21 protein-coding genes are annotated in these 25,269 nt (G+C 72.7%); 3 read left to right on the forward strand and 18 right to left on the reverse strand.

What is annotated here, in order from left to right; genetic code table 11:
- Nucleotides 1-180: 180 nt before the first annotated feature.
- The 10 genes from atpD to glyA form a co-directional block, all read right to left on the reverse strand.
- Nucleotides 181-1,620: a F0F1 ATP synthase subunit beta gene (gene atpD, locus ACTMS9_RS09670; protein WP_357611360.1), complete on the reverse strand. Its 1,440-nt coding sequence runs from the start codon at nt 1,618-1,620 to the stop codon at nt 181-183.
- Nucleotides 1,620-2,549 (reverse strand): F0F1 ATP synthase subunit gamma, encoded by a 930-nt coding sequence (locus tag ACTMS9_RS09675; protein ID WP_441142913.1) that lies wholly within the window; start codon nt 2,547-2,549, stop codon nt 1,620-1,622. The genes atpD and ACTMS9_RS09675 overlap by 1 nt, the downstream gene beginning before the upstream one ends.
- A gap of 3 nt (nt 2,550-2,552) precedes the next feature.
- Complete coding sequence (atpA, locus tag ACTMS9_RS09680) at nt 2,553-4,205, reverse strand: F0F1 ATP synthase subunit alpha (protein WP_441142915.1); 1,653 nt, start codon at nt 4,203-4,205, stop codon at nt 2,553-2,555.
- Between the two features lie 85 nt (nt 4,206-4,290).
- The gene (locus ACTMS9_RS09685; protein WP_441142917.1) at nt 4,291-5,112 is read right to left on the reverse strand and encodes a F0F1 ATP synthase subunit delta; all 822 of its coding nucleotides are present in this window, start codon (nt 5,110-5,112) and stop codon (nt 4,291-4,293) included.
- On the reverse strand, nt 5,112-5,654 hold the full coding sequence (locus ACTMS9_RS09690) for a F0F1 ATP synthase subunit B (protein WP_179801598.1): 543 nt from the start codon (nt 5,652-5,654) through the stop codon (nt 5,112-5,114). The genes ACTMS9_RS09685 and ACTMS9_RS09690 overlap by 1 nt, the downstream gene beginning before the upstream one ends.
- A 27-nt stretch (nt 5,655-5,681) precedes the next feature.
- Nucleotides 5,682-5,912: an ATP synthase F0 subunit C gene (locus ACTMS9_RS09695; protein WP_210776188.1), complete on the reverse strand. Its 231-nt coding sequence runs from the start codon at nt 5,910-5,912 to the stop codon at nt 5,682-5,684.
- A gap of 67 nt (nt 5,913-5,979) precedes the next feature.
- A complete protein-coding gene (gene atpB, locus ACTMS9_RS09700; protein ID WP_441142920.1) occupies nt 5,980-6,777 on the reverse strand; it encodes a F0F1 ATP synthase subunit A in 798 nt (265 codons plus the stop codon).
- A gap of 11 nt (nt 6,778-6,788) precedes the next feature.
- Complete coding sequence (locus ACTMS9_RS09705; RefSeq protein ID WP_088964442.1) at nt 6,789-7,025, reverse strand: AtpZ/AtpI family protein; 237 nt, start codon at nt 7,023-7,025, stop codon at nt 6,789-6,791.
- Nucleotides 7,026-7,236: 211 nt separating this feature from the next.
- The gene (locus ACTMS9_RS09710; protein WP_179801600.1) at nt 7,237-7,668 is read right to left on the reverse strand and encodes a hypothetical protein; all 432 of its coding nucleotides are present in this window, start codon (nt 7,666-7,668) and stop codon (nt 7,237-7,239) included.
- Nucleotides 7,661-8,950 carry a serine hydroxymethyltransferase gene (gene glyA, locus ACTMS9_RS09715; protein WP_441164724.1) on the reverse strand — a complete coding sequence of 430 codons (1,290 nt, stop codon included), beginning with the start codon at nt 8,948-8,950 and terminating at the stop codon, nt 7,661-7,663. Before glyA ends, ACTMS9_RS09710 begins: the two co-directional genes overlap by 8 nt.
- Nucleotides 8,951-8,985: 35 nt before the next feature.
- Between glyA and ACTMS9_RS09720 the strand changes: the two genes are divergently transcribed.
- Entirely contained in the window at nt 8,986-10,452 is a 1,467-nt protein-coding gene (locus tag ACTMS9_RS09720; protein WP_441164725.1) for an SDR family oxidoreductase, read from the forward strand.
- Nucleotides 10,453-10,468: 16 nt separating this feature from the next.
- Here ACTMS9_RS09720 and ACTMS9_RS09725 read toward each other — a convergent pair whose 3' ends face one another.
- From ACTMS9_RS09725 to prmC, 4 genes are all read right to left on the reverse strand, one after another.
- Nucleotides 10,469-12,586: a transglycosylase domain-containing protein gene (locus tag ACTMS9_RS09725; protein WP_441164726.1), complete on the reverse strand. Its 2,118-nt coding sequence runs from the start codon at nt 12,584-12,586 to the stop codon at nt 10,469-10,471.
- A 149-nt stretch (nt 12,587-12,735) separates the two neighbouring features.
- Nucleotides 12,736-13,347, reverse strand: coding sequence for an arsenate reductase/protein-tyrosine-phosphatase family protein (locus ACTMS9_RS09730; RefSeq protein ID WP_441164728.1), 612 nt, complete (start codon nt 13,345-13,347; stop codon nt 12,736-12,738).
- Complete coding sequence (locus ACTMS9_RS09735) at nt 13,348-13,992, reverse strand: L-threonylcarbamoyladenylate synthase (RefSeq protein ID WP_441143986.1); 645 nt, start codon at nt 13,990-13,992, stop codon at nt 13,348-13,350.
- Nucleotides 13,992-14,939 carry a peptide chain release factor N(5)-glutamine methyltransferase gene (gene prmC, locus ACTMS9_RS09740; protein ID WP_441142929.1) on the reverse strand — a complete coding sequence of 316 codons (948 nt, stop codon included), beginning with the start codon at nt 14,937-14,939 and terminating at the stop codon, nt 13,992-13,994. The genes ACTMS9_RS09735 and prmC overlap by 1 nt, the downstream gene beginning before the upstream one ends.
- Before the next feature lie 74 nt (nt 14,940-15,013).
- Here prmC and ACTMS9_RS09745 point away from each other — a divergent pair, with 74 nt between their 5' ends.
- Nucleotides 15,014-16,564, forward strand: coding sequence for a diguanylate cyclase domain-containing protein (locus ACTMS9_RS09745; RefSeq protein WP_441142931.1), 1,551 nt, complete (start codon nt 15,014-15,016; stop codon nt 16,562-16,564).
- Between the two features lie 107 nt (nt 16,565-16,671).
- On the opposite strand, the gene prfA is transcribed toward ACTMS9_RS09745, so the two are convergent.
- Both prfA and rpmE read right to left on the reverse strand, forming a co-directional pair.
- Entirely contained in the window at nt 16,672-17,760 is a 1,089-nt protein-coding gene (prfA, locus tag ACTMS9_RS09750) for a peptide chain release factor 1 (protein ID WP_441142933.1), read from the reverse strand.
- Nucleotides 17,761-17,860: 100 nt separating this feature from the next.
- Nucleotides 17,861-18,085, reverse strand: coding sequence for a 50S ribosomal protein L31 (gene rpmE, locus ACTMS9_RS09755; RefSeq protein ID WP_280835989.1), 225 nt, complete (start codon nt 18,083-18,085; stop codon nt 17,861-17,863).
- 274 nt (nt 18,086-18,359) lie between these two features.
- Between rpmE and ACTMS9_RS09760 the strand changes: the two genes are divergently transcribed.
- Nucleotides 18,360-19,256: a phosphatase domain-containing protein gene (locus ACTMS9_RS09760; RefSeq protein WP_441142936.1), complete on the forward strand. Its 897-nt coding sequence runs from the start codon at nt 18,360-18,362 to the stop codon at nt 19,254-19,256.
- Nucleotides 19,257-19,376: 120 nt separating this feature from the next.
- Here ACTMS9_RS09760 and ACTMS9_RS09765 read toward each other — a convergent pair whose 3' ends face one another.
- Together ACTMS9_RS09765 and rho are read right to left on the reverse strand one after the other, a co-directional pair.
- The gene (locus tag ACTMS9_RS09765; RefSeq protein WP_441164729.1) at nt 19,377-22,829 is read right to left on the reverse strand and encodes a phosphodiester glycosidase family protein; all 3,453 of its coding nucleotides are present in this window, start codon (nt 22,827-22,829) and stop codon (nt 19,377-19,379) included.
- A gap of 144 nt (nt 22,830-22,973) precedes the next feature.
- Nucleotides 22,974-25,019: a transcription termination factor Rho gene (gene rho, locus ACTMS9_RS09770; RefSeq protein ID WP_441164730.1), complete on the reverse strand. Its 2,046-nt coding sequence runs from the start codon at nt 25,017-25,019 to the stop codon at nt 22,974-22,976.
- Nucleotides 25,020-25,269: the final 250 nt, after the last annotated feature.

The following is a 25,269-nucleotide window of genomic DNA, read 5'->3' on the forward strand; positions in this document are numbered from 1 at the left end:
GGACGCAGCCGAAAAGTTGCACCGGATCGACGCCGATTGGCGGGCGTCGCGCTCGAAACGGTACCCCGCCGTCGTGGGAATCGCTCTCCCGACAATCGGACATTCGGTCCGACCAGCCCCGCAACGGGCGAAGGCCACCCCGGCGAACCGGGGTGGCCTTCGTCAGTTGTGGCGGAGTTCTCAGCCCTCCGACATCAGTTCCTTCGCCTTGCGCTCCAGGTCCTCGAGACCGCCGCACATGAAGAAGGCCTGCTCGGGGAAGTGGTCGTACTCGCCCTCGCTGATCTTCTTGAACGCCTCGATGGTCTCGCTGATCGGGACCGTCGAGCCCGGCACGCCGGTGAACTGCTCGGCGGCGTAGGTGTTCTGCGACAGGAAGCGCTCGATCCGCCGGGCCCGGGCCACGGTGATCTTGTCTTCCTCGGAGAGCTCCTCGATACCGAGGATGGCGATGATGTCCTGCAGGTCCTTGTAGCGCTGCAGGATCCGCTTCACCTCGGTGGCCACCGCGAAGTGCTCGGCGCCGACGAACTCCGGGGCGAGGATCCGGGACGAGGACGCCAGCGGGTCCACGGCCGGGTAGATGCCCTTGTCGGAGATCGACCGCTCCAGGTTGGTGGTCGCGTCGAGGTGGGCGAACGTGGTGGCCGGGGCGGGGTCGGTGTAGTCGTCCGCCGGCACGTAGATCGCCTGCATCGAGGTGATGGCCTGGCCCCGGACGGAGGTGATCCGCTCCTGGAGCTCGCCCATCTCGTCGGCCAGGGTCGGCTGGTAACCCACGGCGCTCGGCATGCGGCCGAGCAGCGTGGAGACCTCGGAACCGGCCTGGGTGAAGCGGAAGATGTTGTCGATGAAGAGCAGCACCTCCTGCTTCTTCACGTCGCGGAAGTACTCCGCCATGGTCAGCGCGGACAGGGCGACCCGCAGCCGGGTGCCCGGCGGCTCGTCCATCTGACCGAAGACCAGCGCCGTCTTGTCGATGACGCCGGACTCGGTCATCTCGGCGATGAGGTCGTTGCCCTCACGGGTCCGCTCACCCACGCCGGCGAAGACCGACGTACCACCGAAGTTGTTCGCGACTCGGGTGATCATCTCCTGGATGAGCACCGTCTTGCCCACGCCGGCACCGCCGAACAGGCCGATCTTGCCGCCCTTGACGTACGGGGCGAGCAGGTCGATGACCTTGATGCCGGTCTCCAGCATCTCGGTCTTCGGCTCCAGGTCCGCGAAGGCCGGGGCCTTGCGGTGGATGCCCCAGTGGTCGTCGGGCTGGAGGGTCTCGCCCTCGGTCAGGTTGAGGCACTCGCCGATGGCGTTGAAGACGTGGCCCTTGACGGTGTCACCCACCGGAACGCTGATCGGCGAGCCGGTGTCGCTCACCTCCGTGCCGCGGACCAGGCCGTCGGTCGGCTGCATCGAGATCGCGCGGACCATGTTGTCACCCAGGTGCTGGGCGACCTCCAGGGTCAGCGTCTTCCCGCCGCCGGCGAGCTTCACCTCCACCCGCAGGGCGTTGAACAGGGCCGGCATGGCGTCGCGCGGGAACTCGGCGTCGACGACCGGGCCGATGACCCGGACCACGCGACCCGTGGCCGTCTTGGTCTCCACTGGTGCAGTCATCACACTTCACTTCCCGACGCGGCCAGCGCGTTCGCGCCGCCGACGATCTCGCTGATCTCCTGGGTGATCCCGGCCTGGCGGGCCGAGTTCATCTCGCGCGTGTACTTCTCGATCATCTCTTCGGCGTTGTCGGTGGCGCTCTTCATCGCCCGCCGCCGCGCCGCCGACTCACTCGCCGCCGACTCGATCAACGCCGCGTAGATCCGCGTGTTGATGTACTTCGGCAGCAGCGCGTCGAGCAGCGCCTCGGCCTCCGGCTCGAACTCGTACGCCGGCAGCAGGCCCTCGGACCGCGGACGGTCCTCGACCTGCATCGGGCCGATGATCTTCGCGACCGGGTTCTGGGTCATCAGCGAGTGGAACTCGGTGTAGACGATGTGCAACTCGTCGATGCCGAGTACCCCGTCCGCCCCGGCGCCGCCGTCGAGGTCGTCCGCACCGGCCGAGAACGCCTTGATCAGCGTCTCGCCCACGGTGCGGGCGTCGGCGAACGTCGGCTGCTCGGAGAACCCGGTCCAGTTCGCCTCGATCGGCCGGTTGCGGAACCGGTAGAACGTGACGCCCTTGCGCCCGATGACGTAGAGCACCGGCTCCTTGCCGTCGGCCTTGAGCCGGGCGATCAGCGACTCCGCCGTCCTGATCGCGTTGGAGCTGTAACCGCCGGCCAGGCCGCGGTCGCTGGTGACCAGCACGACGCCCGCCCGCCGCACCCGCTCACGCGGGGTGAGCAGCGGGTGGTCGATCCGCGCGTTGGACGCCAGCGCCGTGAGCACGCCCGTGATGGCCCGGGCGTACGGCAGGGAAGCCTCCACCCGGGCCTGGGACTTGGCGATCCGGCTCGTCGCCACGAGCTCCATCGCCTTGGTGATCTTTTTCATCCCCTTCGCCGAGCGGATCCGCTGGCGAAGAACGCGAACCTGGGCAGCCATGGATCAGCTCTCGGCCGGGCGGTCGGTCGAGCCGTCCCGGAAGCGGGTCACCGTCTCGCGGTTCTCCTCGCCCTCGAGCGGCGCGGCCGGGGCCTCGTTGATCCGACGCTCGTCCTCCTTGCCCAGGAAGACCTGCTTGAACTCGGTGATGGCCGACTCCAGCGAGCCGATGATGTCGTCGCCCCACTTGTTGTCCGCGATCGCCGCCAGCACACCCTCGTGCTTGTGCCGGAGGTACTGGAGGAACTCGGACTCGAAGCGACGCACCTCGCCGACCGGGATGTCGTCCAGCTTGCCCTCGGTGCCGGCCCAGACCGAGACGACCTGCTCCTGCACGGGGTACGGCGAGTAGTTCGGCTGCTTGAGCAGCTCGACCAGGCGGGCGCCGCGCTCCAGCTGGGCGCGGGAGGCCTTGTCCAGGTCGGAGGCGAAGGCGGCGAACGCCTCCAGCTCGCGGAACTGGGCCAGGTTGAGCCGGAGCGAACCGGCCACCTTCTTCATCGGCTTGACCTGCGCCGCGCCGCCGACCCGGGAGACCGAGGTGCCGACGTTGATCGCCGGACGGACGCCCTGGTTGAACAGGTCGGTCTCGAGGAAGATCTGGCCGTCGGTGATCGAGATGACGTTGGTCGGGATGAAGGCCGAGATGTCGTTGGCCTTCGTCTCGATGATCGGCAGGCCGGTCATCGAGCCGCCACCCAGCTCGTCGGAGAGCTTGGCGCAGCGCTCCAGCAGGCGGGAGTGCAGGTAGAAGACATCACCCGGGTACGCCTCGCGGCCCGGCGGGCGACGCAGCAGCAGCGACACGGCCCGGTACGCCTCGGCCTGCTTGCTCAGGTCGTCGAAGACGATCAGGACGTGCTTGCCGCCGTACATCCAGTGCTGCCCGATGGACGAGCCGGTGTAGGGGGCCAGGTACTTGAAGCCGGCCGGGTCGGAGGCCGGGGACGCCACGATGGTGGTGTACTCCATCGCGCCCGCCTCCTCCAGGATGCCCTTGATCGAGGCGATCGTGGAGGCCTTCTGGCCGATGGCGACGTAGATGCAGCGGACCTGCTTCTTCGGGTCGCCGGAGCGCCAGTTGTCCCGCTGGTTGAGGATGGTGTCCAGGGCGACCGTGGTCTTGCCGGTCTTCCGGTCACCGATGATCAGCTGCCGCTGGCCCCGACCGACCGGGGTCATGGCGTCGATCGCCTTGATGCCGGTCTGCAGCGGCTCGTCGACGGACTGCCGGGACATCACGTTCGGGGCCTGGAGCTCCAGCTCGCGGTAGCCCTCGTTGGCGATGTCGCCGAGCCCGTCGATCGGCTGGCCGAGCGCGTTGACCACGCGGCCGAGGAAGGCGTCGCCGACCGGGACGGAGAGCACCCGTTCGGTGCGCTTGACGCGCTGCCCCTCCTCCAGCTTGGCGGAGTCACCGAGGACGACGACACCGATCTCCCGGACGTCGAGGTTCAACGCCACGCCGAGCGTGCCGTCCTCGAACTCCAGGAGCTCGTTGGTCATGGTCGAGGGCAGGCCCTCGACGTGGGCGATGCCGTCACCGGTGTCGGCGACGGTGCCGACCTCCTCGCGGGAGACGTCGGCCGTGTAGGAGGAGACGTAGCGCTCCAGGGCGCCGCGGATCTCCTCCGTCGAGATGGTCAGCTCGGCCATCCTCTGCTTCCTTAAGTATCAGGGTCCCGGGATACCTAGTACCGACCGGTCCGAATGGCGTCGATCAGGGCTGCGGAGACGCTGGTCAGCGCTTCGCGAGCGCGTTGCGGGTCTCGTTGAGGCGGCGCAGGACGGTGCCGTCGTACAGGTCGGAGCCGACCTGCACGCTCACCCCACCGAGCACCTCCGGGTCGACCGTCTGCTTGACGGAAACCTCTCGACCGTACATCGCGGAGAGGCGGGCACCCAGGCGTCGCTCCTCCTCGTCAGTCAACGGGGCTGCCACCGTGACGTACGCCACCTGGCGGTCCCGCCGTTCGGCGGCCAGCTCGACCAGCCGGGTGAGCGATCCGGTGAAGGAACGCCCCCCGAAGCCGGCCAGCGCCACCTCGATGAGGCGGACGGTGGCCAGCTTGGCCTTGCCGGCCAGCAGCTCGCCGACCAGGACAGCCCGCTGGTCCACCGGGGCCACCGGGTTCGACAGCACCGCGGAGAGCCCGGGCTGGCCGGCGACGACCTGCCCGAAACGGAACAGCTCGTCCTCGACCTCGCCCAGATCACCCGCGGCGTCGACGCTGGCCAGCACGGCCTCCACGCCGAGCCGCTCGGCGCCGTCCAGCAGTTCCGACGGCGCCGACCAACGGCCGGAGACCAGCGCGGCGAGCAGGTCGAGCGCGCCATCGCTGATCTTGCCCCGCAGCATCTCGCCGAGCAGACCGGCACGGTCCGCGGCGGACCGGGCGGAGTCCGAGAGCGCCCGCCGCAGCCGAGTCTCCCGCCGGAGCAGGCCGGCGACGGCGAGCAGGTCGTTCGCGGTGTGGGCCACCGCGACCGGGTCGGCACTGCGCGCGTACGCGTCGAGGTGCTCCGCCGCGACCTTGTACGACTCCCGGCTGGCGGCCTGCATCAGCGGGCCCCCGCGCTCTCGAGACCGCTCAGGAACCGGTCGACGGTGCCCTTGCGACGAGCCTCGTCGGCGAGCGACTCACCGACGATCTTGCTGGCCAGGTCGACCGCGATCGTGCCGACCTCCGTGCGCAGCTCGCGCACGATGGTGGCCCGCTCGGCGACGAGCTGCTCCTTGCCCGCCGCGATGATCCGGTCGGACTCCTCCCGCGCCTTGGCGAGGATGTCCTGGCGGATGCCCTCGGCGTCGGCCCGGGCGTCGTCCCGGATCTTGGCGGCGTCGGTGCGCGCCTCGGCGAGCTGCGCGCGGTACTGCTCGAGGAGCTGGTTGGCCTCGGCCTGAGCGGCCTCGGCGCGCTTGATGCCACCCTCGATCGCGTCGACCCGCGCCTGGAACGTCTGCTCCATGCGGGGGAAGACGAACTTCATCAGCACGAAGCAGAGCACGGCAAAGGCGACCGTCCCGACCACGAGCTCCTGCCACAGCGGAACGATCGGGTTGTGCGCCGTTTCACCACCTTCGGCGGCGAGCAGGTGGTACATGGTTACCTCCCGGTCAACAGGGGTGGATCAGGCGCCAGCCCAGATGAAGCCGAAGGCGATACCCAGCAGCGCGAGCGCCTCGATGACGGCGAAGCCGATCCAGACGTACGGCAGGGTCATCCGCGACGACTCCGGCTGGCGGGCGGTCGACTGGATGTAGGCGGCGAAGACCAGGCCGACACCGATGCCCGGGCCGATGGCCGCGAGACCGTAGCCGATGGCGGCGGTGCTGCCCTCTACCGCGGCGTAGACGTCCATTAGTGGGTTCCTCCTGGTTATCACGCGTGACGGTCACGCGGGACGACAACGGTTGGTGCGAAGTGGATCAGTGCTCTTCCGCGAGCGCGCCCTGCACGTAGCTGGCGGTCAGCACCGTGAAGACGTACGCCTGCAGGACGATCACCAGGAACTCGAGGAAGGTCAGCGCGATGGTCATCACCCAGGACAGCACCGAGACCGGAGCCAGCCAGGTGTTGGCGCTGAGCATCGCGAAGCCGCCGAGCGTGAAGACCAGCAGGAGCATGTGGCCGGCGAACATGTTCGCGAAGAGACGGACGGCCAGCGAGAACGGCCGGACGAGGAAGGTCGAGAAGAACTCGATCGGGATCAGCAGCGGCAGGATGTACCAGGGCGCCGGCGGGATCAGCGAGTTCTTGACGAACTTGCCGAAGCCGTGGTGCTTGATGCCGGCGTAGATGAAGAGCACGTAGCTGATCACCGCGAGGATCGCCGGGAAGGCGATGTGCGAGTTCGGCGAGATCTGGAAGCCCGGCAGGATCGCGAAGAAGTTGGTCAGCAGGATGAAGCAGAACAGCGTGGTGAAGTACGGCGCGAACCGCACCCCCGCGTGCCCGATCATGTCGACCGCGATGTTGTTCCGCACGAAGCCGTAGATCGACTCGGCGAACCACTGCTTCTTCGTCGGGACCAGCTGCGGCTTCCGGTAGCTGGCCAGGAAGAAGATGATCAGGACGCCGACCGCGATCCAGACCATCGCCGTGATCTTGGTGAACCAGTACGAGTCGTGCGCACCCCAGGGCAGGATGCTGGGCAGGTAGAAGTCCTCCACACTGGGTGGGAATGCCGCCTGGCCCGCTGCCAGGACGTTCGCCTGTCCGAACACCGCGTCCCTTCCTAAGTAGGCGTGCCGAGTCGGCGGACGACCAGGATGATTCCCCCGGCCATGCCGAGCACGACGCCGATCCCGGTGGCGATGCCCCCGGTGTCGAGCCACTGGTCGACCAGCCAGCCGATGAAACCCCAGAAGACCATGCCCGTGATGAGGTATCCGAGCGCGGTCCAACCCTGGCCGGCACCGGACGGAACGTCGCCTGAGCCGCCGCTGGATCGGGGGGTTTGGTCATCAGCCATGACGGGGCGAACGATATCAGCCGGGAAGACGAGGCTGTGCCTCACCCCCCGCACAACCGTCGTTGTGTGGGCCTTTGGCGGGCGCGTCGTCTGGAGGCACGCTACTCCCCTTCGGCCGGCCAGAAAATGACCGAAGGTGGACAGACGCGCGCGTCGCCCGCCAGGTGGGACGGCGCTACAGATCCACCACGCTCGGTGTGCGCCAGACCGGTCAGCCGGCGACCCCGCGTCGGTGCACCCGGGTCAGCCACCAGATGTGCACCCCGGTCCAGACCGCCACGCCCGCCGCGATGCCGAGGCAGAGCGGGAGCAGCCCGTCCCAGCCCGTCGACGCCACGGCCACCATCACGACACCCAGCAGGGTGAACTTGGCGGCGTACAGGCCGAGCCCGAACGGGAGCACCAGCTGCGGGTTGACCGCGTCGGCCCAGGCCAGCACCACGGTGGTCAGCGTGTAGCTCGCCGCCGTCACCGCCACCCCGGCCGCCGCGCCCAGCGCCGCGTCGCCACCGCCGACCACCCCGCCCACCAGGGCGGCCACCGCACCCAGCAGGACCGAGGCGATCAGCAGCACCGGCAGGTGGCGCAACCGCCAGCGCCGGTCCGCGGCCGCCTCCGGCGCGCGCACCCCGGGCTCAGCCACGGGGGTACGCCGGGAAGGCGGCGACCAGCTCGGCGACCTCGCCGGCGATCCCGGCGAGCATGTCCGCGCCCCCGGGCGAGGCCGGGTCGGTGCGTACCGCGCGGGCGATCAGCGAGGCGACCTGACGCATCTCCGGGACTCCCATGCCCTGGGTGGTGACGCTCGGCGTGCCGACCCGGATGCCCGAGGCCACCATCGGCTTCTGCGGGTCGTACGGGATCGCGTTCTTGTTCAGGGTGATGGTCCCGGCGTCGCAGCGGGCCTCGGCCTCCGCGCCGGTCACCCCGGTCTCGCGCAGGTCGATCAGGGCGAGGTGGGTGTCGGTACCGCCGGAGACCGGGCGCATCCCCTCGGCGGCCAGCCCGGCCGCGAGCGCCCGGGCGTTCTCCACCACCTGCCCGGCGTACGCCCGGAACTCGGGCTGCGCGGCCTCGCGCAGCGCGACCGCCTTGGCCGCGACGGCGTGCATCAGCGGGCCGCCCTGGGTGAACGGGAAGACCGCCTTGTCGATCCGGGCGGCCAGTGACTCCCGGCAGAGGATCATGCCGCCGCGCGGGCCGCGCAGCACCTTGTGGGTGGTGAAGCAGACGACGTCGGCGTACGGCACCGGCGACGGGATGGCCCGGCCGGCGACCAGCCCGATGAAGTGCGCGGCGTCCACCATCAGGTACGCGCCGACCTCGTCGGCGATCTCCCGGAACCGGGCGAAGTCGATCAGCCGGGGATAGGCGGTCGCGCCACAGATGATCATTTTGGGCCGGTGCGCCAGGGCGAGGTCACGGACCTCGTCGTAGTCGATCAGCTCGGTGTCCGGCCGGACCGTGTAGCCGACCGGATGGAACCACTTGCCGGAGAAGTTCACCCGGCTGCCGTGGGTGAGGTGCCCGCCGTGCGGCAGGTCCATCGCCAGCACCGTGTCGCCGGGCTGCACCAGGGCGGCGTACGCGGCGAGGTTGGCGCTGGCCCCGGAGTGCGGCTGGAGGTTGGCGTGCTCGGCGTCGAAGAGCTCCTTCGCCCGGGCGATGCCGATCTCCTCGGCCCGGTCGACCTCGCCGCAGCCGCCGTAGTAGCGCCGGCCGGGGTAGCCCTCGGCGTACTTGTTGGTCAGCGTCGAGCCGAGCGCCGCGAGCACCGCCGGGGAGGTGAGGTTCTCGCTGGCGATCAGTTGCAGGCCGCCGCGCAGCCGTTCCAGTTCGCCCAGCACCACCCCGGCGATCTCCGGGTCGACGGTACTGAGCTGCTGGAAGTCCGGCCCCCAGAAGGTGTTGCTCGCGTTCTCCACAGCGAAGGAGTCTATGGGGCCGCACACTGGAAACCGTGAGATGCCTGGTCACCGGCGCCACGGGTTACATCGGCGGACGGCTCGCCCCCCGGCTGCTCGCCGAGGGGTACGAGGTGCGCTGCCTGGCCCGCAAGGCCGGGCGGCTGCGCGACGTGCCCTGGGCGGCGCGGGCCGAGGTGGTCGAGGGCGACCTGCGCCGGCCGGAGACGCTGCCCGCCGCGTTCGAGGGCGTCGACGTCGCGTACTACCTGGTGCACTCGCTCGGGCAGGCCGGCTTCGAGGCGGCCGACCGGGAGGCGGCGACCCACTTCGCCGCGGCGGCCGCCCGGTCCGGCGTACGCCGGATCGTCTACCTCGGCGGCCCGGAGCCGAAGCAGGACGGCGCGGTCCCCTCGCCGCACCTGCGCTCCCGGGCGGAGGTGGCGCGGATCCTGCTGGCCAGCGGCGTGCCGACGGTGGTGCTGCGGGCCGCCGTGATCATCGGGTCCGGCTCGGCCTCGTTCGAGATGCTGCGCTATCTCACCGAGCGGCTGCCGGGGATGGTCACCCCGCGCTGGGTGCGCAACCGGATCCAGCCGATCGCGGTCCGCGACGTGCTGCGCTACCTGGTCGCCGGCGCGGCCCTGCCGCCCGAGGTGGACCGGGCCTTCGACATCGCCGGCCCGGACGTGCTCACCTTCGAGGAGATGATGCAGCGGTACGCCCGGGTGGCCGGGCTGCGCCGGCGGGTGATCCTGCGGGTGCGGCCGCTGACGCCGTCGCTCTCCTCGTACTGGGTCGGGCTGGTCACCCCGGTGCCCAACAAGATCGCCCGGCCGCTGGTGGAGAGCCTGGTCCACGAGGCGGTGGCGCACGAGCACGACATCGCCCGGTTCATCCCCGACCCGCCGGGCGGGCTGACCGGCTTCGACGAGGCCGTGGCGCTGGCGCTGGCCAAGGTGCGCGACGCCGAGGTGGAGACCCGCTGGTCCACCGCGAGCGGCCCGGACGCGCCGGCCGAGCCGCTGCCCAGCGACCCGAAGTGGTCCGGCGGCACGGTCTACACCGACGTCCGGACATGCGACGTGGCCGCCCCGACCAGCGCGCTGTGGCGGGTGATCGAGGGGGTCGGCGGCGAGCACGGCTGGTACTCGTTCCCGCTGGCCTGGTCGGTGCGGGGCTGGCTGGACCGGCTGATCGGCGGGGTCGGGCTGCGCCGCGGCCGGCGGGACCCGCACCGGCTCCAGGTCGGCGAGGCGCTGGACTTCTGGCGGGTCGAGGAGATCGTGCCGGGCGAGCTGCTGCGGCTGCGCGCCGAGATGCGGCTGCCCGGCCGGGCCTGGCTGGAGATGCGCGTCGAGCCCACCGCCGACGGCCGCAGCCGGTACGTGCAGCGCGCCGTCTTCCTCCCCCGCGGCCTGGCCGGGCACGCCTACTGGGGCTCGGTCGCCCCCTTCCACGCCATCGTCTTCGGCGGGATGGCCCGCAACATCGCCCGGGGCGCCGAGCACGCCACCGGCTGACCCGGTCCGGCGCGGGTCAGTTGCCGTCGCGGGGGCCGGTCTGGCGGTAGGTGACCGCCGCGCTGGGCGGGACGAAGTCGCGGACGGGCTGGTCCTTGAGCGCGGTGAGGAGCACCCGGCCCACCGCGTCCACCATCCGGGCCTGCACCGCCTTGCCGACCGCGTCGCGCGGGTCGTCCGGGTTCGCCGCCATCGAGGCGATCGCGAGCTGCGGGGTGAACGCGACCACCGACTCGCTCTCGTACCCCTCCGAGCTGCCGGTCTTGCCGGCCACCGGGCGGCCCAGCAGCGGCCGGAGCCGCTCCGCGGTGCCGCCGTCACAGCGGTGGTACATGGTCTGGTCGCCGACCGGGCAGCGGGCCGCGTCCACCGCCGCCCGGGCCACGTCGGTGTCGACCACCTGCCGGCAGTCCGGGCGGCCGGCGGCCACCTCCTGCCCGGCGCTGTCGGTGATCGACACCACCGGCAGCGGCGCGCACCAGGTCCCCTCGGCGGCGACCGTGGCGTACGCGTTGGCCAAGTCGAGCGGGGTGGTCGAGGAAACCCCGAGGGTGAACGAGCCCCAGTTCCGCGCGCCGGAGCGGGCCAGCCGGGCGTCGTCCTCGGCCCGGAACCCGATGCCCAGCCGCTCGGCCATCTCCACCACCCGGTCCGCGCCGACCCGCTCGATCAGCCAGGCGAAGTAGGTGTTCACCGAGCGGCCGAAGGCGCTCCACATGGTGTGCCGCCCGTCCATCCAGTCCGGCGTGGCGTTGACCGGGCACCAGTTGCCGCCGCAGCTGGCCCGTCCCGCGTCGACCGGGAACCGGGTGACGATCCGGGTCGGGGCGTCGAAGCCGGTGTCCAGCGGCAGTCCGGACTCGAGGGCGGCCAGCATGGTGAAGAGCTTGAAGGTCGAGCCGCCCTGGTAGCCCTCGATGCCGCCGCCACCGGCGACGAGCTGGTTGACGGTGTTCGGGTGGTTCTTTTGGCCGCCGGGGTTGTCGGCCACGCTGTAGTTCCGGTTCACCGCCATCGCCAGCACCCGGCCGGTGCCGGGCTGGATGACCGCGGTCGGCACGGCCCGCCGGTCGGTGACGGGGTAGATGTCCAGCACCTGCCGCAGGGTGGCCCGCTGCACGGCCGGGTCCAGCGACGAGACGATCCGGAAGCCGCCCCGGCGCAGGGTGTCCTGCCGCTCGGCGGCGGATGCGCCGAAGGCCGGCTGGGCGTTCCACCACTGAGTGAACCAGTCGCAGAAGAAGCCCCAGTCGCCCTGCTCCCGCGGCACCGCGGTGCAGTCGTTCGGGGTCTGGCTGGGGCGCAGTGCCAACGGGGCGGCCTTCGCCTGCGCCGCCTCGGCCGTCGACACCTGCCCCGCGTCGACGAGCCGGTCCAGCACGTACGCCTTGCGGCGCAGCGCCGCGTCGGCGTCGCCGTTGATCGGGTCGTCGGTGTCCGGCGAGCGGACCAGACCGGCGAGCAGGGCCGCCTGGGGCAGCGTGAGGTTCGCCGGCGAGGTGGAGAAGTAGCGCTTGCTGGCGGCCGCGATGCCGTACGCCCCGGCGCCGAAGTAGGCGATGTTGAGGTAGCGCCGGAGGATCTCGTCCTTGTCCAGCTCGCGCTCCAGCGACAGGGCGTACCGCATCTCCCGCAGCTTGCGGGCGGCGCTGATCTCGGTGGCCGCGGTGCGTTGCTCCCGGGTCAGCCGGGGGTCGCTGGCCAGCACGTTGCGCACGTACTGCATGGTCAGCGTGGAGGCGCCCTGCCGGGTCGTGCCGTCGCGCCGGTTGACCGTGAGGGCCCGGAGCACGCCGCGCAGGTCGACGCCCCGGTGCTGGTAGAAGCGGGTGTCCTCGGCGGCCACCATGGCCTGGCGCATCACCGGCGCCACCTTGGCCAGCGGCACCTCGACGCGGTCCTCGGTGTAGAACGAGGTGATCAGGGTGCGGCCGTCGTTGGCGTACAGGTTCGACCGTTGCGCGGTGGGTGGGGTGCGCAGGCTCGACGGCAGCTCGGAGTAGGGCGCGGAGAGCGCGCCGAAGCCCAGCCCGAGCACCAGGGCGACCGGGAGGGCCGCCGCCGCCAGCACCAGCCCGGCGAGCACGCCGGCGATCACCACGGTGAACAACTTGTCGAGATGGGCCCGGATCATCAGCACTCCCCGCAGGAGCCGTCAGGACCCGTTCAGAATGACCCGCTATGCCCCTTCCGCCCTCATATTTCGTGAAACCCGGAGGAAACTCGCGAGCGGGACGCGGCGCGGAGCACCGGACACGCCGCCCGGTTCACCCGGACGGGGGGTCAGGGCAGCAGCGCCGCGGTGAGCGGGTGCACGGTCTCCTCGATCTCGTCGGCAACCCGGCTGAAGCACTGGTCGCCCCGGCCCCAGGGGTCGTCCAGGTCGTCGGAGTGCAGCGCGGAGGCGCCCTGCCGGGCCGCGTCGGCGGCCGCCACCAGGGCCACGCCCCGGGCGTACACCGCCTCGCCGGTGGCCTCCGCCGGTGGCAGGGCGGCGGCGTCCACCAGCCCGAGCAGCCGGCCGAACTCGCCGAGCACGAAGGTGCGGGCCGCGGCGTCGGGACGCAGCGCCACCACGTACTCCTGCTGGTCGGCGGTGGCGGTGAGGACCAGGTCGGCGGCGTCGATCAGATCCGAGCGCAGCTTGCGGGCGGCGAAGCCGTCCACGTCACCGCCGCGCGAGAGCACCTGCCGGGCCGCCGGCGGGTTCATCTCCTCGCCGGCGTGCCAGCCGCCGGTGCCGGCGCTGTGGGTGTGCAGCAGCTCGTCGGAGCGGGTCGGATCGACGCCGAGCCGACCCAGCCGCTCCCGGACCGCGAGCACCAGCAGCCGCTCCGCCATCGGCGAGCGGCAGATGTTGCCCATGCACACGTGCAGGACGGTGAACGGCGGCACTCACGCCCCCCGCTCGTCGAGGATGTCCGGCGCCACGTCGCGGAGCTTGTCCAGCCCGATCGCGCCCAGCCGGAGCACCCGCGGCAGCTCGCCGGTCAGGTCGACGATCGTGCTCGGCACCGGGTCCGGGCAGGGCCCGGCCTCCAGGTAGGCGCGCACCGAGTAGCCGAGCTGGTCGCGGGCCTCCTCGGCGGTCAGCGCGGCCGCCTGGCCCGCCTTGTTCGCCGAGGCCACCGCCATCGGGCCGGTCTCCCGCAGCACCTCCAGCGCCACCGGGTGCAGCGGCATCCGGACCGCCACCGTGCCGGTGGCGTCGCCCAGGTCCCAGGCCAGGCTCGGCGAGTGCTCCACCACGATGGTCAGCGCACCGGGCCAGAACGCCTCGACCAGGTCGCGCGCGGCGCGCGGCAGCGAGAAGACCAGGCCGTCCAGCGTGTGCCGGGAGCCGATCAGCACCGGCGGCGCCTGCCGGCTGCCGCCCTTGGCGTCCGCCAGGGCCTTGACCGCGTACGGGGTGAAGGCGTCCGCGCCGATCCCGTAGACCGTGTCGGTCGGCAGGACGACCAGCTCGCCGTTCTTGACCGCCTCGATGGCAGCGGCGATGCCGCGGTCCCGGTCGGCGGGCGACCGACAGTCGTAGAGCATCACGAGGAGCCAGTCTGCCACGCCGGGGCCACACCGGCGTGCGGGCCGTCCGCCCGCCGGGACGCGGTGGCGAAGCGGGACCGTCCCGCCAGGTCCCGGTGCTCCGTCACGTCGACGTACCGGCCGTCGGCGGCGAGCAGCGCCGGCACCGCCGCCCCGTGCGTGTCGTCGTGCTCCACGCCCAGCGCGCCGCCGGGGCGCAGCAGGTCCCCGGCGCGGGCCAGCACCGGCCGGATCACGCTCAACCCGTCCGTCCCGCCGAAGACCGCCTCGTCCGGATCGTGCCCGGCCACCTCCGGCGGTACGGCCACCGCCCGGGGCACGTACGGCGGGTTGCAGAGCAGCACGTCCACCTCGCCGACCAGCGCGGCCAGCAGCTCCGGGTCGGTGACGTCGGCGGCTACCACCTCGATCGGCCGGTCCCCGGCGGCGGCCCGCTCGGCGGCGTTGCGCCGCAGCCACTCCAGCGCGGCGGGCGACCGCTCCACGGCCACCACCCGGGCGGCCGGCACCTCCTGGGCGACCGCCAGCGCGATCGCCCCCGAGCCGCTGCACAGGTCCACCACCAGCGGCGCCGGCCGGGACCGGGCCACCTCGATCCCCCACCCGGCCAGCAGCTCGGTCTCCGGCCGGGGCACGAAGACCCCCGGCCCGACCGCCAGCTCCAGGTGCCGGAACCCGGCCCGGCCGGTCAGGTGCTGCAACGGCACCCGGTCGGCCCGGCGGGCGACCAGCGCCTCGAACCGCTCCCGCTGGGCGGCGGTGAAGCCGTCCGCCAGCGCCAGCCGGCCGCGGGGCACGTCCAGCACGTACGCGGCGAGCAGTTCCGCCTCGGCGCGGGCCGACTCCACCCCGGCGGCGGTCAGGGCACGGGTGGCGCGGGCCACGGCGAGCGAGGGTCGCTCGCGTTCTGTCCCTTCGGAGGGGTGGCGCGGAAGGAAGGTCACGACATAATCATGAAGCGTCGCGGGTCACGTCACGAGTGGGTGCGGCCGGACGCACACCGACAGGAGGTTCGCAGGTGGGGTGGCTCGACCGGGTCGATGACCAGGTTGACGCTCTCCGGCGTGCCCGGGCCCTGCAGGAGGCGAGCCGGTCCGCCGAGGCGTGCGGCCTGCTGGAAGCGGTGCTGCGCAGCACCACCGACCCGAACACCCGCGCCGACGCGCTGGTGCAGCGTCTCTGCGCGCTGATCAATCTCGGTCGGACGGCGGAGTTCACCGGGGCCATCGAGGAGGCGTCCACCGCCGTCCGCGACCTGCCCGAGCCGTACCTGCACGGGCACCTCAACGCGCTGGCCGCGCTCGCCGCGCACCACCAGGGCGCGCTGGACCGGTGCGTCACCCACCTGGTGCGCGCCGCCCGGGCGCTGGGCGCGGCCGAGGAGCGCGACCGGGACACCGCCTGGGGCTGGCACGACCTGGCGATGGCCTACTCGTACCTCAGCTTCCACGGCTACGCGCTCGGCGCGATCGAGCGGGCCCGGCAGCACGGGCTGGCCGCCGGGCTCCCCGAGGAGGTCTTCGCCGCGCCGGGGATCCGACTGCGCAACGCGGTCGCCCTGGACCACAACGGCGACAGTGACGGCTGCCTGCGGGTGCTCCGGGACATCGCCATCGACCTGAACCGGTTCGTCCGCGACGGGCGGAGCGAGCGGATCCGCCCCAGCAGCCTGGCCGCGTACGGCTACGCGGCGGCCCGCCGGGCCGCCCTCGGCGACCCGCTGGAGACCGGCACCAAGACCGACCCGGTCCGGCTGCTCGCCCACGGCGGCGACAGCGCCCGCGCCCGCGACATGCGGCAGCTCGGGCAGGTCTGCCTGGCCGTCGCCGACGGCCGGCCGATCGAGGCGATCACCCGGCTGGACACCGCGCTGGTCTCCAACGAGACGCTCGGCGCGGCCGAGCCGTCCCGGCTGCGCAGCATCGCGTACGCCCGGGCCGGCGACCACGTGGCGGCGCACCGGGCCGACCGGATGGCGTTCCGGCTGGCCGCCCAGCGCAACGACCGGCTGCGCGACGTGTACATCGACGGCATCGCCGCCCGGATCGACCACGAGGAGATGCGCCGCGAGGCCGCCCGGTACGAGGGCGAGGCACTGACCGACCCGCTCACCGGCCTGCCGAACCGGCGCCGGCTGGAGCGCTACATCGCCTCGGTGACCGCCCGCGGCGAGCGGGTGGTGATCGGCGTCTGCGACCTGGACGGGTTCAAGGCGGTCAACACCACCCACGGCCACCACTCCGGCGACCTGGTCTTGCAACGCATCGCCGGGGTGATCAACCGGGTGATGCGCCGGGGCGACTTCGTGGCCCGCTACGGCGGGGACGAGTTCGTGGTGGTGCTCTCCGGGGCCGGGATGACCGAGGCGGCCGAGGTGGCCCGGCGGATCCACGCGGCGGTCCGCACCGAGGACTGGGAGTCCCTGGTACCCGGCACCCCGGTCGGCGTGAGCATCGGCTTCGCCGAGGTCGACGGCGCCCACGGCGCCCTGCGCGACGCCCTCGGCACCGCCTTCGAGATCGCCGACCGCGAGATGCTCCGCGCGAAAACCCGCCCCCGCGCCTCCTGACCCCCGAGCGCTTGGGGCCTCTTTCACGGAAAGCGTGGCTATTCGGCGCCGAATAGCCACACTTTCCGTGAAGGTGCGTCGTTGGGCCCGCCCCGTGGGGAGGTCGGTCAGCGGCGGGTCAGTTCGGGGTCGCCGGCCAGGCGGGCGGCGCGGTCGGCCTCGGTGAGGGCGTCCAGGACGCCGTCCAGGTCGCCGGCGAGCGCCAGGTCGAGGTTGTACGCCGTGTAGCCGATCCGGTGGTCGGTGATCCGGTTCTGCGGAAAGTTGTAGGTGCGGATCCGCTCCGAGCGGTCCACCGTGCGCACCTGCGCCTTGCGGGCGTCGGAGGCGGCGGCGTCGGCCTGCTCCTGGGCGGCGGCGAGCAGCCGGGCCCGCAGGATGCGCATCGCCTGCTCCCGGTTCTGCAGCTGGGACTTCTCGTTCTGGCAGGAGACCACCACGCCGGTCGGCAGGTGGGTGATCCGGACCGCCGAGTCGGTGGTGTTCACCGACTGGCCGCCCGGCCCGGACGAGCGGAACACGTCGATCCGCAGCTCGTTGGGGTCGATGGTGACGTCGACGTCTTCCGCCTCGGGCAGCACCAGCACGCCGGCGGCGCTGGTGTGGATGCGCCCCTGCGACTCGGTGACCGGCACGCGCTGCACCCGGTGCACGCCGCCCTCCCACTTCAGCCGCGACCAGACGCCGTTGCCGCCCTCCGGGACGCCCTTGGTCTTGATCGCCAGCGAGACGTCCTTGACCCCACCCAGGTCGGAGTCCTGCGCGTCGATCACCTCGGTGAGCCAGCCGTGCCGCTCGGCGTACCGGGTGTACATCCGCAGCAGGTCGCCGGCGAAGAGCGCGGACTCCTCGCCACCCTCGCCGGCCTTGATCTCGATGATCACGTCCTTGGCGTCGTGCGGGTCGCGCGGGATCAGCAGCTCGGCCAGGCGCTCCTCCAGTGCCGGCAGGCTCGCCGCGATCGACTCCGCCTCCGCGGCGAAGGACGGGTCCTCGGCGGCCAACTCCCGGGCCGCGGCCAGGTCGGCGCGGGCCTGCTCCAGCTCACCGGCGGCCTTGTGCAGCGGGACCAGCTCGGCGTACCGGCGGCCCACCCGGCGGGCGGTGCCCTGGTCGGCGTGGATGGCCGGGTCGGCCAGCCGCTTCTCCAGCTCGGCGTACTCGTCGAGGAGGGAAGCCAGGCGCTCGCTGCTCATGCGGGGGATGCTCCTTCGACGGACGGACGGGCGTAACCGGGGGCGGAACGGACGAACGCCCGTGCCCGGCCGAAGCCGGACACGGGCGTCGTCGGTGGAGCTACTTGGCCTTCTTCGGCTGAACCTTGGCGTACTTCTGCTGGAACTTGGCGACCCGGCCGGCGGTGTCGAGGACGCGCTGCTTACCGGTGTAGAACGGGTGGCAGGCGCTGCAGGTCTCGACGTGGATCGAGCCGCCCTTGGCGGTGCTGCGGGTCGAGAAGGTGTTACCGCAGGAGCAGGAGACCTCGGTGGTCACGTACTCCGGGTGGATGTTGGGCTTCATGTCGCCTCGGTCCTTTCGTCGATGGTCGCCGGGTCGCCGCTGATCTCCCCGTCGCCTGATGCGCGACGGACTCGGGCGTGAACCGGAACCGGTGGCCGATTGACCAGTGTGCCATGGGCGTGAGCCGACCCGGCAGGCGGGCCGCACGATCGGTCCGGCAGTGGAAACGCCCGCCTCCCTGCTCGCATTCCCGCCACCGGGGACCAGCATTCCCGCCCCCGGCGTACGGTGGGATCGTGCCCGATTCATCCCTGACCCGAGTGGGATGGGCAGGATGCCCCGACTGATCGCCACCCGCGGGCTGCCCGCCTCCGGCAAGACCAGTTTCGCCCGTACCCTGCAACCGGCCGTGGCCCGGGTGAACCGCGACGACCTGCGCCGGATGCTGCACGGTGAGCGGCTGTTCACCCAGCGGGCCGAGTACCAGGTGACGCTCGCCCAGCGGGCCCAGGTGGAGGCGCTGCTGCGGGCCGGGGTGAGCGTCTGCGTGGACGACACCAACCTGCGCTCGCGCACCCTGCGGGACTGGGCCGACCTGGCCGCCCGGTACGACGCGGACTTCGAGGTGCACGACTTCACCGACGTACCGCTGGACGAGTGTCTGCGCCGCGACGCCGTGCGGGCGGAGGCGGACCGGGTCGGCGAGTCGGCCATCCGTCGCCTGCACGAGCGCTTCCTGGCCAACCGGCAGCTGCCGCTGCCGGTGCCGACGGCCCGCACCGGCCGGGCCGGCACGGTCGACGCGAGCCCGGCCGGCCCGCCGGAGATCGTGCTGGTCGACATCGACGGCACGGTCGCGCTGAACGTCTCCCGCAGCCCGTACGACATGACCCGGGTGGGCGAGGACGAGCCCAACGAGGCGGTGATCGCGGCGGTCCGGGCGATGCACGCCGCCGGATACGGGGTGATCTTCTGCTCCGGACGCGACGCCACCGCCCGTGCCGCCACGGTGGCCTGGCTGGACCGGCACGTGCGGGTGCCGTACCTCGGTCTGCACCTGCGCGCGGTGGGCGACTCCCGCAAGGACGCCGTGGTGAAGCAGGAGATCTACGAGCGTGAGGTGCGCGACCGCTACCGGGTGGCCGGGGTCTTCGACGACCGGCAGCAGGTGGTGCGGATGTGGCGGTCGCTCGGGCTGACCGTCTTCCAGGTCGCCGAGGGCGACTTCTGAGACGCGCCGCCGGTCGGCCCTCGCCGAGGAGACCGACGACCGGGCCGGAGCGGACCGCCGGTCGGCCCCTCGCCGCAGGGGCCGACCGGCGAGCGGGATGCCCGGCGTACGCCGGGCCGGTCAGGCGGCGGATGCCTCCCCAGGTGTCTCCGCCGCCGTCAGCGCGATCGTCGCCTCGGCCCGGACGCCGTTCACGGTCACCGCGAGCAGCACCTGCGCGCCGGCCCGCAGCGCGGTCAGCTGCCCGGTGGCCGGGTCGAAGCGGGCCACGTGCCAGGGCCGCACCCCGCCGGCCCCTCCGATGTGGACGTTCGGTGAGGCGGACCAGTCGGCGCTGACCGGCGCCGCCACGGGGACGGTACGGCCGCCCGGCTGGGTCAACGTCGCGGTCACCGTGGCCGGCGTCCCCACCGGCACGGCGGCCGGCGCGCTCACCGCGAGCCGGTCGGTGTGGGCGTGGAACTCCGCGGCGACCCAGCGCGGCCCCTCGACCAGCGGATCCCGGCGGGCCCGGTCGGCCTCGGCCGGGGTCACCGGGTCCACGCCGAACTCGGTCCAGCCGGTGAAGCCGCCGAGCTGCGGCGGCGTCGACGGGTTCTTGCCCGAGTTGCCGTTGATCACGTACGGCACTCCGTCCACCCGGTCGGCGTGGAAGGTGCCGACGTGCCCGCCGACGAACAGGGCGCCCTTGCCCGTGCGGTGCTGGAAGTCGGCCAGCCACTGCTCCAGCAGCGCCGCCTCCTTGCGGTCGCCGAGCTGGCTGGCCTTGGCGGGGCTCGGATCGCGGGGCGGGTGGTGGTGCAGTACCACCACCGAGCCGACCGCCGGGTCGGCGGCGGCCGAGTCGAGCGCCTCGCGCAGCATCCGGACCTGGTCGAAGCCGCCGCCGCGCAGCGACCCGGTGGACGAGTTCAGCGTGACGAACCGGGTGCCCTCGTGGTCGAAGACCCGCTGGGTGTCGCCGAAGACGGCGCGGAAGTTGTCGATCGGCGCGCCCATGATCTCGTGGTTGCCCGGGACGTAGTACCAGGGCAGTTCGCCGCCCAGTTCCTCGTCCAGCAGCCGCTTCGCCAGCGCGAAGTCCGCCGGGTACGCGGTGTCCACGAAGTCGCCGTTGATCACCAGGAAGTCCGGCTTCGCCGCCTTCACCTCGCGCAGCGTACGGCGGGCCTGGGCGACCAGGTCGCTGTCCGGGTCGGCGGCGACGAACTGGGCGTCGGACATCACCGCGAAGCGCCAGGGCGCGCCGTCCACCGTGCCGTCGCGCAGCACCACCCGGTCGGTACGGGGCGGCTCGGCCGGCGCGTCGAGGGTGGGCGGCACCTTCGCCACCAGGTCGTCGATGACCACCTCACTGGTGTACTGCGCCGCCGGGTTGGTCTCCGCCACGTAGAACCGGCGGACCCGCACCGGGTACTGCACGCCGGGCGGCACCGCGAACTCGACGTACTTCCAGCCCTTCCAGGTGACCAGCGGGCCGCGCAGCACATGCTGGGTGTCCTGCGCGTCGTGCAGGTGCAGGCTGGGCCACTCGCCGGTGCCGTTGCCGTGGATCCACATGCCGAACGCCTGCGGCTGGCCGGGCACCACGATCCAGGCCGGCGGGTCGGCGTAGGCGGCCCGGGTGCCGGTGGATCGGCTGAAGTCGTACGTCATCCGCAGGCCGGTGCCGGTGTGCCCGGGCGCCGGGGCGACCGCGCCGCTGGCCCGGGCCTGGCTGAACCTCCAGGAGGCCGCGTCGTCGAAGCCGGCCACCGGCACGTCGGTCAGCCCGACGGTCACGGGCAGCACCGTGGCGTGCCGGCCGACGTGGACGGTGACCAGGGCGGACCCGCTGTCGCCGAGGGCCTTGACCGACAGGTTGCCGTCGGCGGTGGGGGTGACCGCCAGCAGCTTCGGGTCGTACTCCAGCTTCAGGTCGGCCGGCTCGATCGGCGCGGTGTTGCCCTCGGCGTCGTAGCCGACCACGCCGAACAGCCCCCTGTCGCCGGCCCGGTTCAGGCCGACCCGGTCCACGGTGGAGTCGACCCGGGCCAGCGGGCCGAGCACGGTCAGCTCGACCGTGCCCCGGGCATCGCCGCGCCAGGCGGTGACGGTGCTGCGGCCGGGTGCGCCGGCGCGGAAGACCCCGTCGGTCACGGTGCCCTGCGCCGCCGGGTTCGCCCGCCACGTCGGCGCGCCATCCGCCGGGCCGTACGTCTCGTCGTAGCCCGCGGCGGTCAGCCGGCGGGTCAGTCCGGGGAAGACCCGGTCGGGCCGGCCGCCCCGCACCGGCGCGACGCCGGGCGCGGCGGTCGGGTCGCTCGCGGTCTCCAGCCAGTAACCGGTGAGCCGCCCACTGCCCTCGGGGGCGTAGACCGCCAGCCCGTTGGGGACTGGGCGCTCGGTGCCGTCGGAGGGGGTGTTCTCCACCTGCACGGCCGCCGCGCCGGGCTCCCGGGCGAGCAGGGTGGACGAGCCGCCCCCGTCCAGGTTGAGCGCGTGGTACGCGCCCAGCCCGGCCATCATCTCGCCCATCTCAGTCTGCGTGACGCCCCGGCTGTCCACCTGACGCCCGTCCACGGTGAGCAGGATCATCCGCCGCCCGTCGGCGGAGAAGCCGACGGCGGTGCGCGGGGCCAGGGTCGGGTCGGCGATGGTCTGCACCGCCCCGTCGCGGACCAGGACGTTGCCGCCGCCCACGGCGGCGCGCAGCTCGCCGCCCTCGGAGGGCTTCGGCTTCCAGGTCAGGTCGATCGGGTCGCCGGGGCGCAGGGCGGCCAGGGCGTCCGCGCCGGCGTCCCGGCCGAGCAGCACGGTGGTCCCGGCCGGAATCGGTCCCTCGCCCGCCGCGGCGCCGACGGTCGCCACCCGGCCGTCCCGGACCGCCACCTCGGTGACCCGGGCCGCCCCGTCGACGGCCCGCCGCCGGGGGTACGACCCCCAGAGCGCGGTGAACACGCCGACGCCGTTGGCCTGCACCATGTTGTTGAACTGGGTCAGGGTGACCGGGCCGGCCGGCAGCGTCGCGGTGCCGTCGAAGTGCACCTGGACCACCCGGCCAAGGCCGTCGCCGGTGATCGCGGCCGCGTTGTGGTGGCCGGCGACCGGCGACTGGATCAGTTCGCCGTCGCGGATGCCGACGCCCTGCGCGGCACCGGAGTTGTTGATGTCGAAGAAGTCGCCGTTGACCGCGGCGACAGCCCGGGACCGGTCGACCGCGCCGCGCAGCGGCTCGGCCCGGGCCACCTCCCCCGAGTTGACGTAGTCGACTCTCAGCCCGCCGCCCAGGTCGGCGGTGAGCGCGTCGGCGCGCAGCCAGCCGGCGGCGTCGTACCGGTCGAAGGAGGTGAGGTCGAGCCCCGGCGCGACCGGTCGGGTGGTCCGGGCGGTCTCCAGTCCGTCGGCCAGCGCGACGGCGGTCGGGGCGAGCGCCACCGCGGCGGCCGGATACGACGAGGCGCGGGGCGCGTCCTCGGCGGCGGTGCCGGCGGCGGGCGGCGCGGCGGACGCCGGGACGGCCCCGGCGAGCGCGAGCAGCGGCGTCAACAGCAGGACGCCGGGAAGGCGGGCAGTTCGGCTGCGGGTACGCATGGACGACAGTCAACCCGGCGGTGCACAGAAGTTTCAATACCCGGGGACTGAATTGAAGGAAAATTCCAGAGCCCACCGGCCGGGGACACGACGAAGGGCACGGCCGGTGTGGCCGTGCCCTTCGCGGGTCTCACCCGGGTGAGGTCACTCCCCCGGCGTCGACTTGGCGATCTGCATCAGGAACTCGATGTTGGTGCGGGACTTCTTGAGCCGGTCCAGCAGCAGGTCCAGCGCCGCCTGGGAGTCCAGCGAGTGCAGCACCTTGCGGAGCTTGTGGATGATGGCCAGCTCCTCAGGCGAGAGCAGGATCTCCTCCTTGCGGGTGCTGGACGCACTGACGTCGACGGCCGGGAAGGTCCGCTTGTCGGCGATCTTCCGGTCCAGCTTCAGCTCCGCGTTACCGGTGCCCTTGAACTCCTCGAAGATGACCGTGTCCGCCATGGACCCGGTCTCCACCAGCGCGGTGGCGAGGATGGTCAGCGAGCCGCCGTTCTCGATGTTGCGGGCCGCGCCGAGGAAGCGCTTCGGCGGGTAGAGCGCGGTGGAGTCGATACCACCCGACATGATCCGGCCGCTGGCCGGCGCCGCCAGGTTGTACGACCGGCCGAGCCGGGTCACCGAGTCGAGCAGCACGACCACGTCGTGCCCCAGCTCGACCAGGCGCTTGGCCCGCTCGATCGCCAGCTCGGCCACCGTGGTGTGGTCCTGCGGCGGACGGTCGAACGTGGCCGCGATGACCTCGCCCTTGACCGTGCGCTGCATGTCGGTGACCTCTTCGGGCCGCTCGTCCACCAGCACCACCATCAGGTGGCACTCCGGGTTGTTGTGCGTGATCGCGTTCGCGATCGCCTGCAGCACCATGGTCTTACCGGCCTTCGGCGGCGACACGATCAGCGCCCGCTGCCCCTTGCCGATCGGCATGACCAGGTCGATCACCCGGGTGGTGAGGATGTGCGGCTCGGTCTCCAGCCGCAGCCGCTCCTGCGGGTACAGCGGAGTGAGCTTGTAGAACTCGGGACGACGCTTGGCCTCGTCCAGCTCCATGCCGTTGATGGTGTCCAGCCGGACCAGCGGGTTGTACTTGTCCCGCCGCTGCTCACCGTCACGGGCGGAGGCCCGCACCGCACCGGTGATCGCGTCACCGCGGCGCAGCCCGTACTTCTTGATCTGGGACATCGAGACGTAGACGTCGTTCGGGCCGGCCAGGTAGCCGGTGGTCCGGACGAAGGCGTAGTTGTCCAGGATGTCGACGATGCCGGCCACCGGGACGAGCACGTCGTCCTCGCTGACCTGCGGCTCGCGACCGCCCTCACGACCGCCCTCGCGGCCACCGTCGCCGCCCTCGGCCCGCTCGCCGCGGCCACGCCGACGGTCGCGGAACCGGCTGCGCCGGCCACGCCGGCCGCCGCCCTCGCCGTCCTCGTCGGTGTCGGTGTCGCGCTGGGCCCGGTCGCCACCGCGGTCGTTGCGGTCGCCCCGGTCGGTGCGGTCACGCTCGGCCCGCTCACCGCGGTCGTTGCGCTCGCCGCGCTCGGCCCGGTCGCCACGGTCGGCCCGCTCGTTGCGGTCGCCGCGCTCGGCACGCTCACCGCGCTCGGCACGCTCACCGCGCTCGCCGCGCTCGGCCCGGTCCCGGCCACGGCCCTCGCCGCGCTCGGCACGCTCGCCGGTCTCGGCGGGAGCAGCTTCCTCGGTCCGCGCCTCGGCGGGACGGCCCTCAGCGGGACGGCCCTCGGCGGGACGGCCCTCGGCGGGACGGCCCTCGGCGGGACGGCCCTCGGCGGGACGGCCCTCGGCGGCGGCCCGGCTGCGCCGGGTCCGGGTACGGCCCTCGGCCTCGCCGGTGGCGGCCGGTGCGGCGGCAGCCTGCTCGGCAGCCCGCTCACCGGTCTCGCGAACCTCGGCGTGCACCTCTTCACGGGCGGGGGCGGCCGCGGCCGCGACCTCGGCCCGCGGTCGAGGGGTGCCGGCGGCGCCGCCCTGCTGCCGCTCGGTGATAGCGCTGATCAGCTCGCCCTTGCGCATACGCGCCGTCCCGGAGATGCCGAGCGACGCGGCCAGGCTCTGCAGCTCTGGCAGCAGCATCGCCGACAGGCCGGTGCCGCTGCGTCGACGACGGGCGGGGGCAGCGGTGGTGGCATCGCCAGCGACGTTGGAAACATCCGACGTCACGTCGGTGGTGTCGCTCAATGGATTCCTTCCCTCGATAGGCCGGGACTGCCCGGAGTCGACAAGCTCAGGTGGCCGGGCGGCCTCGGTGCACCCGCCTCGCATGGACACGTCGCGGGAGTCTGTGGCACAGCAGCTGGTCGGTTTCCCGACTCACCAGCATCGGTGAGCAGGTCTCGCCGTCTGCGGCGACCTGTGGAAACTGCGGTGCGGCGTGGGCCTTGGCAGGGGTGACGGGCTTACCGCCGAGAGCTTCGGGGGTGCGCCGACC

Origin of the sequence: Micromonospora sp. L31, assembly GCF_052068075.1 — a bacterium.
Lineage (GTDB): Bacteria > Actinomycetota > Actinomycetes > Mycobacteriales > Micromonosporaceae > Micromonospora > Micromonospora purpureochromogenes.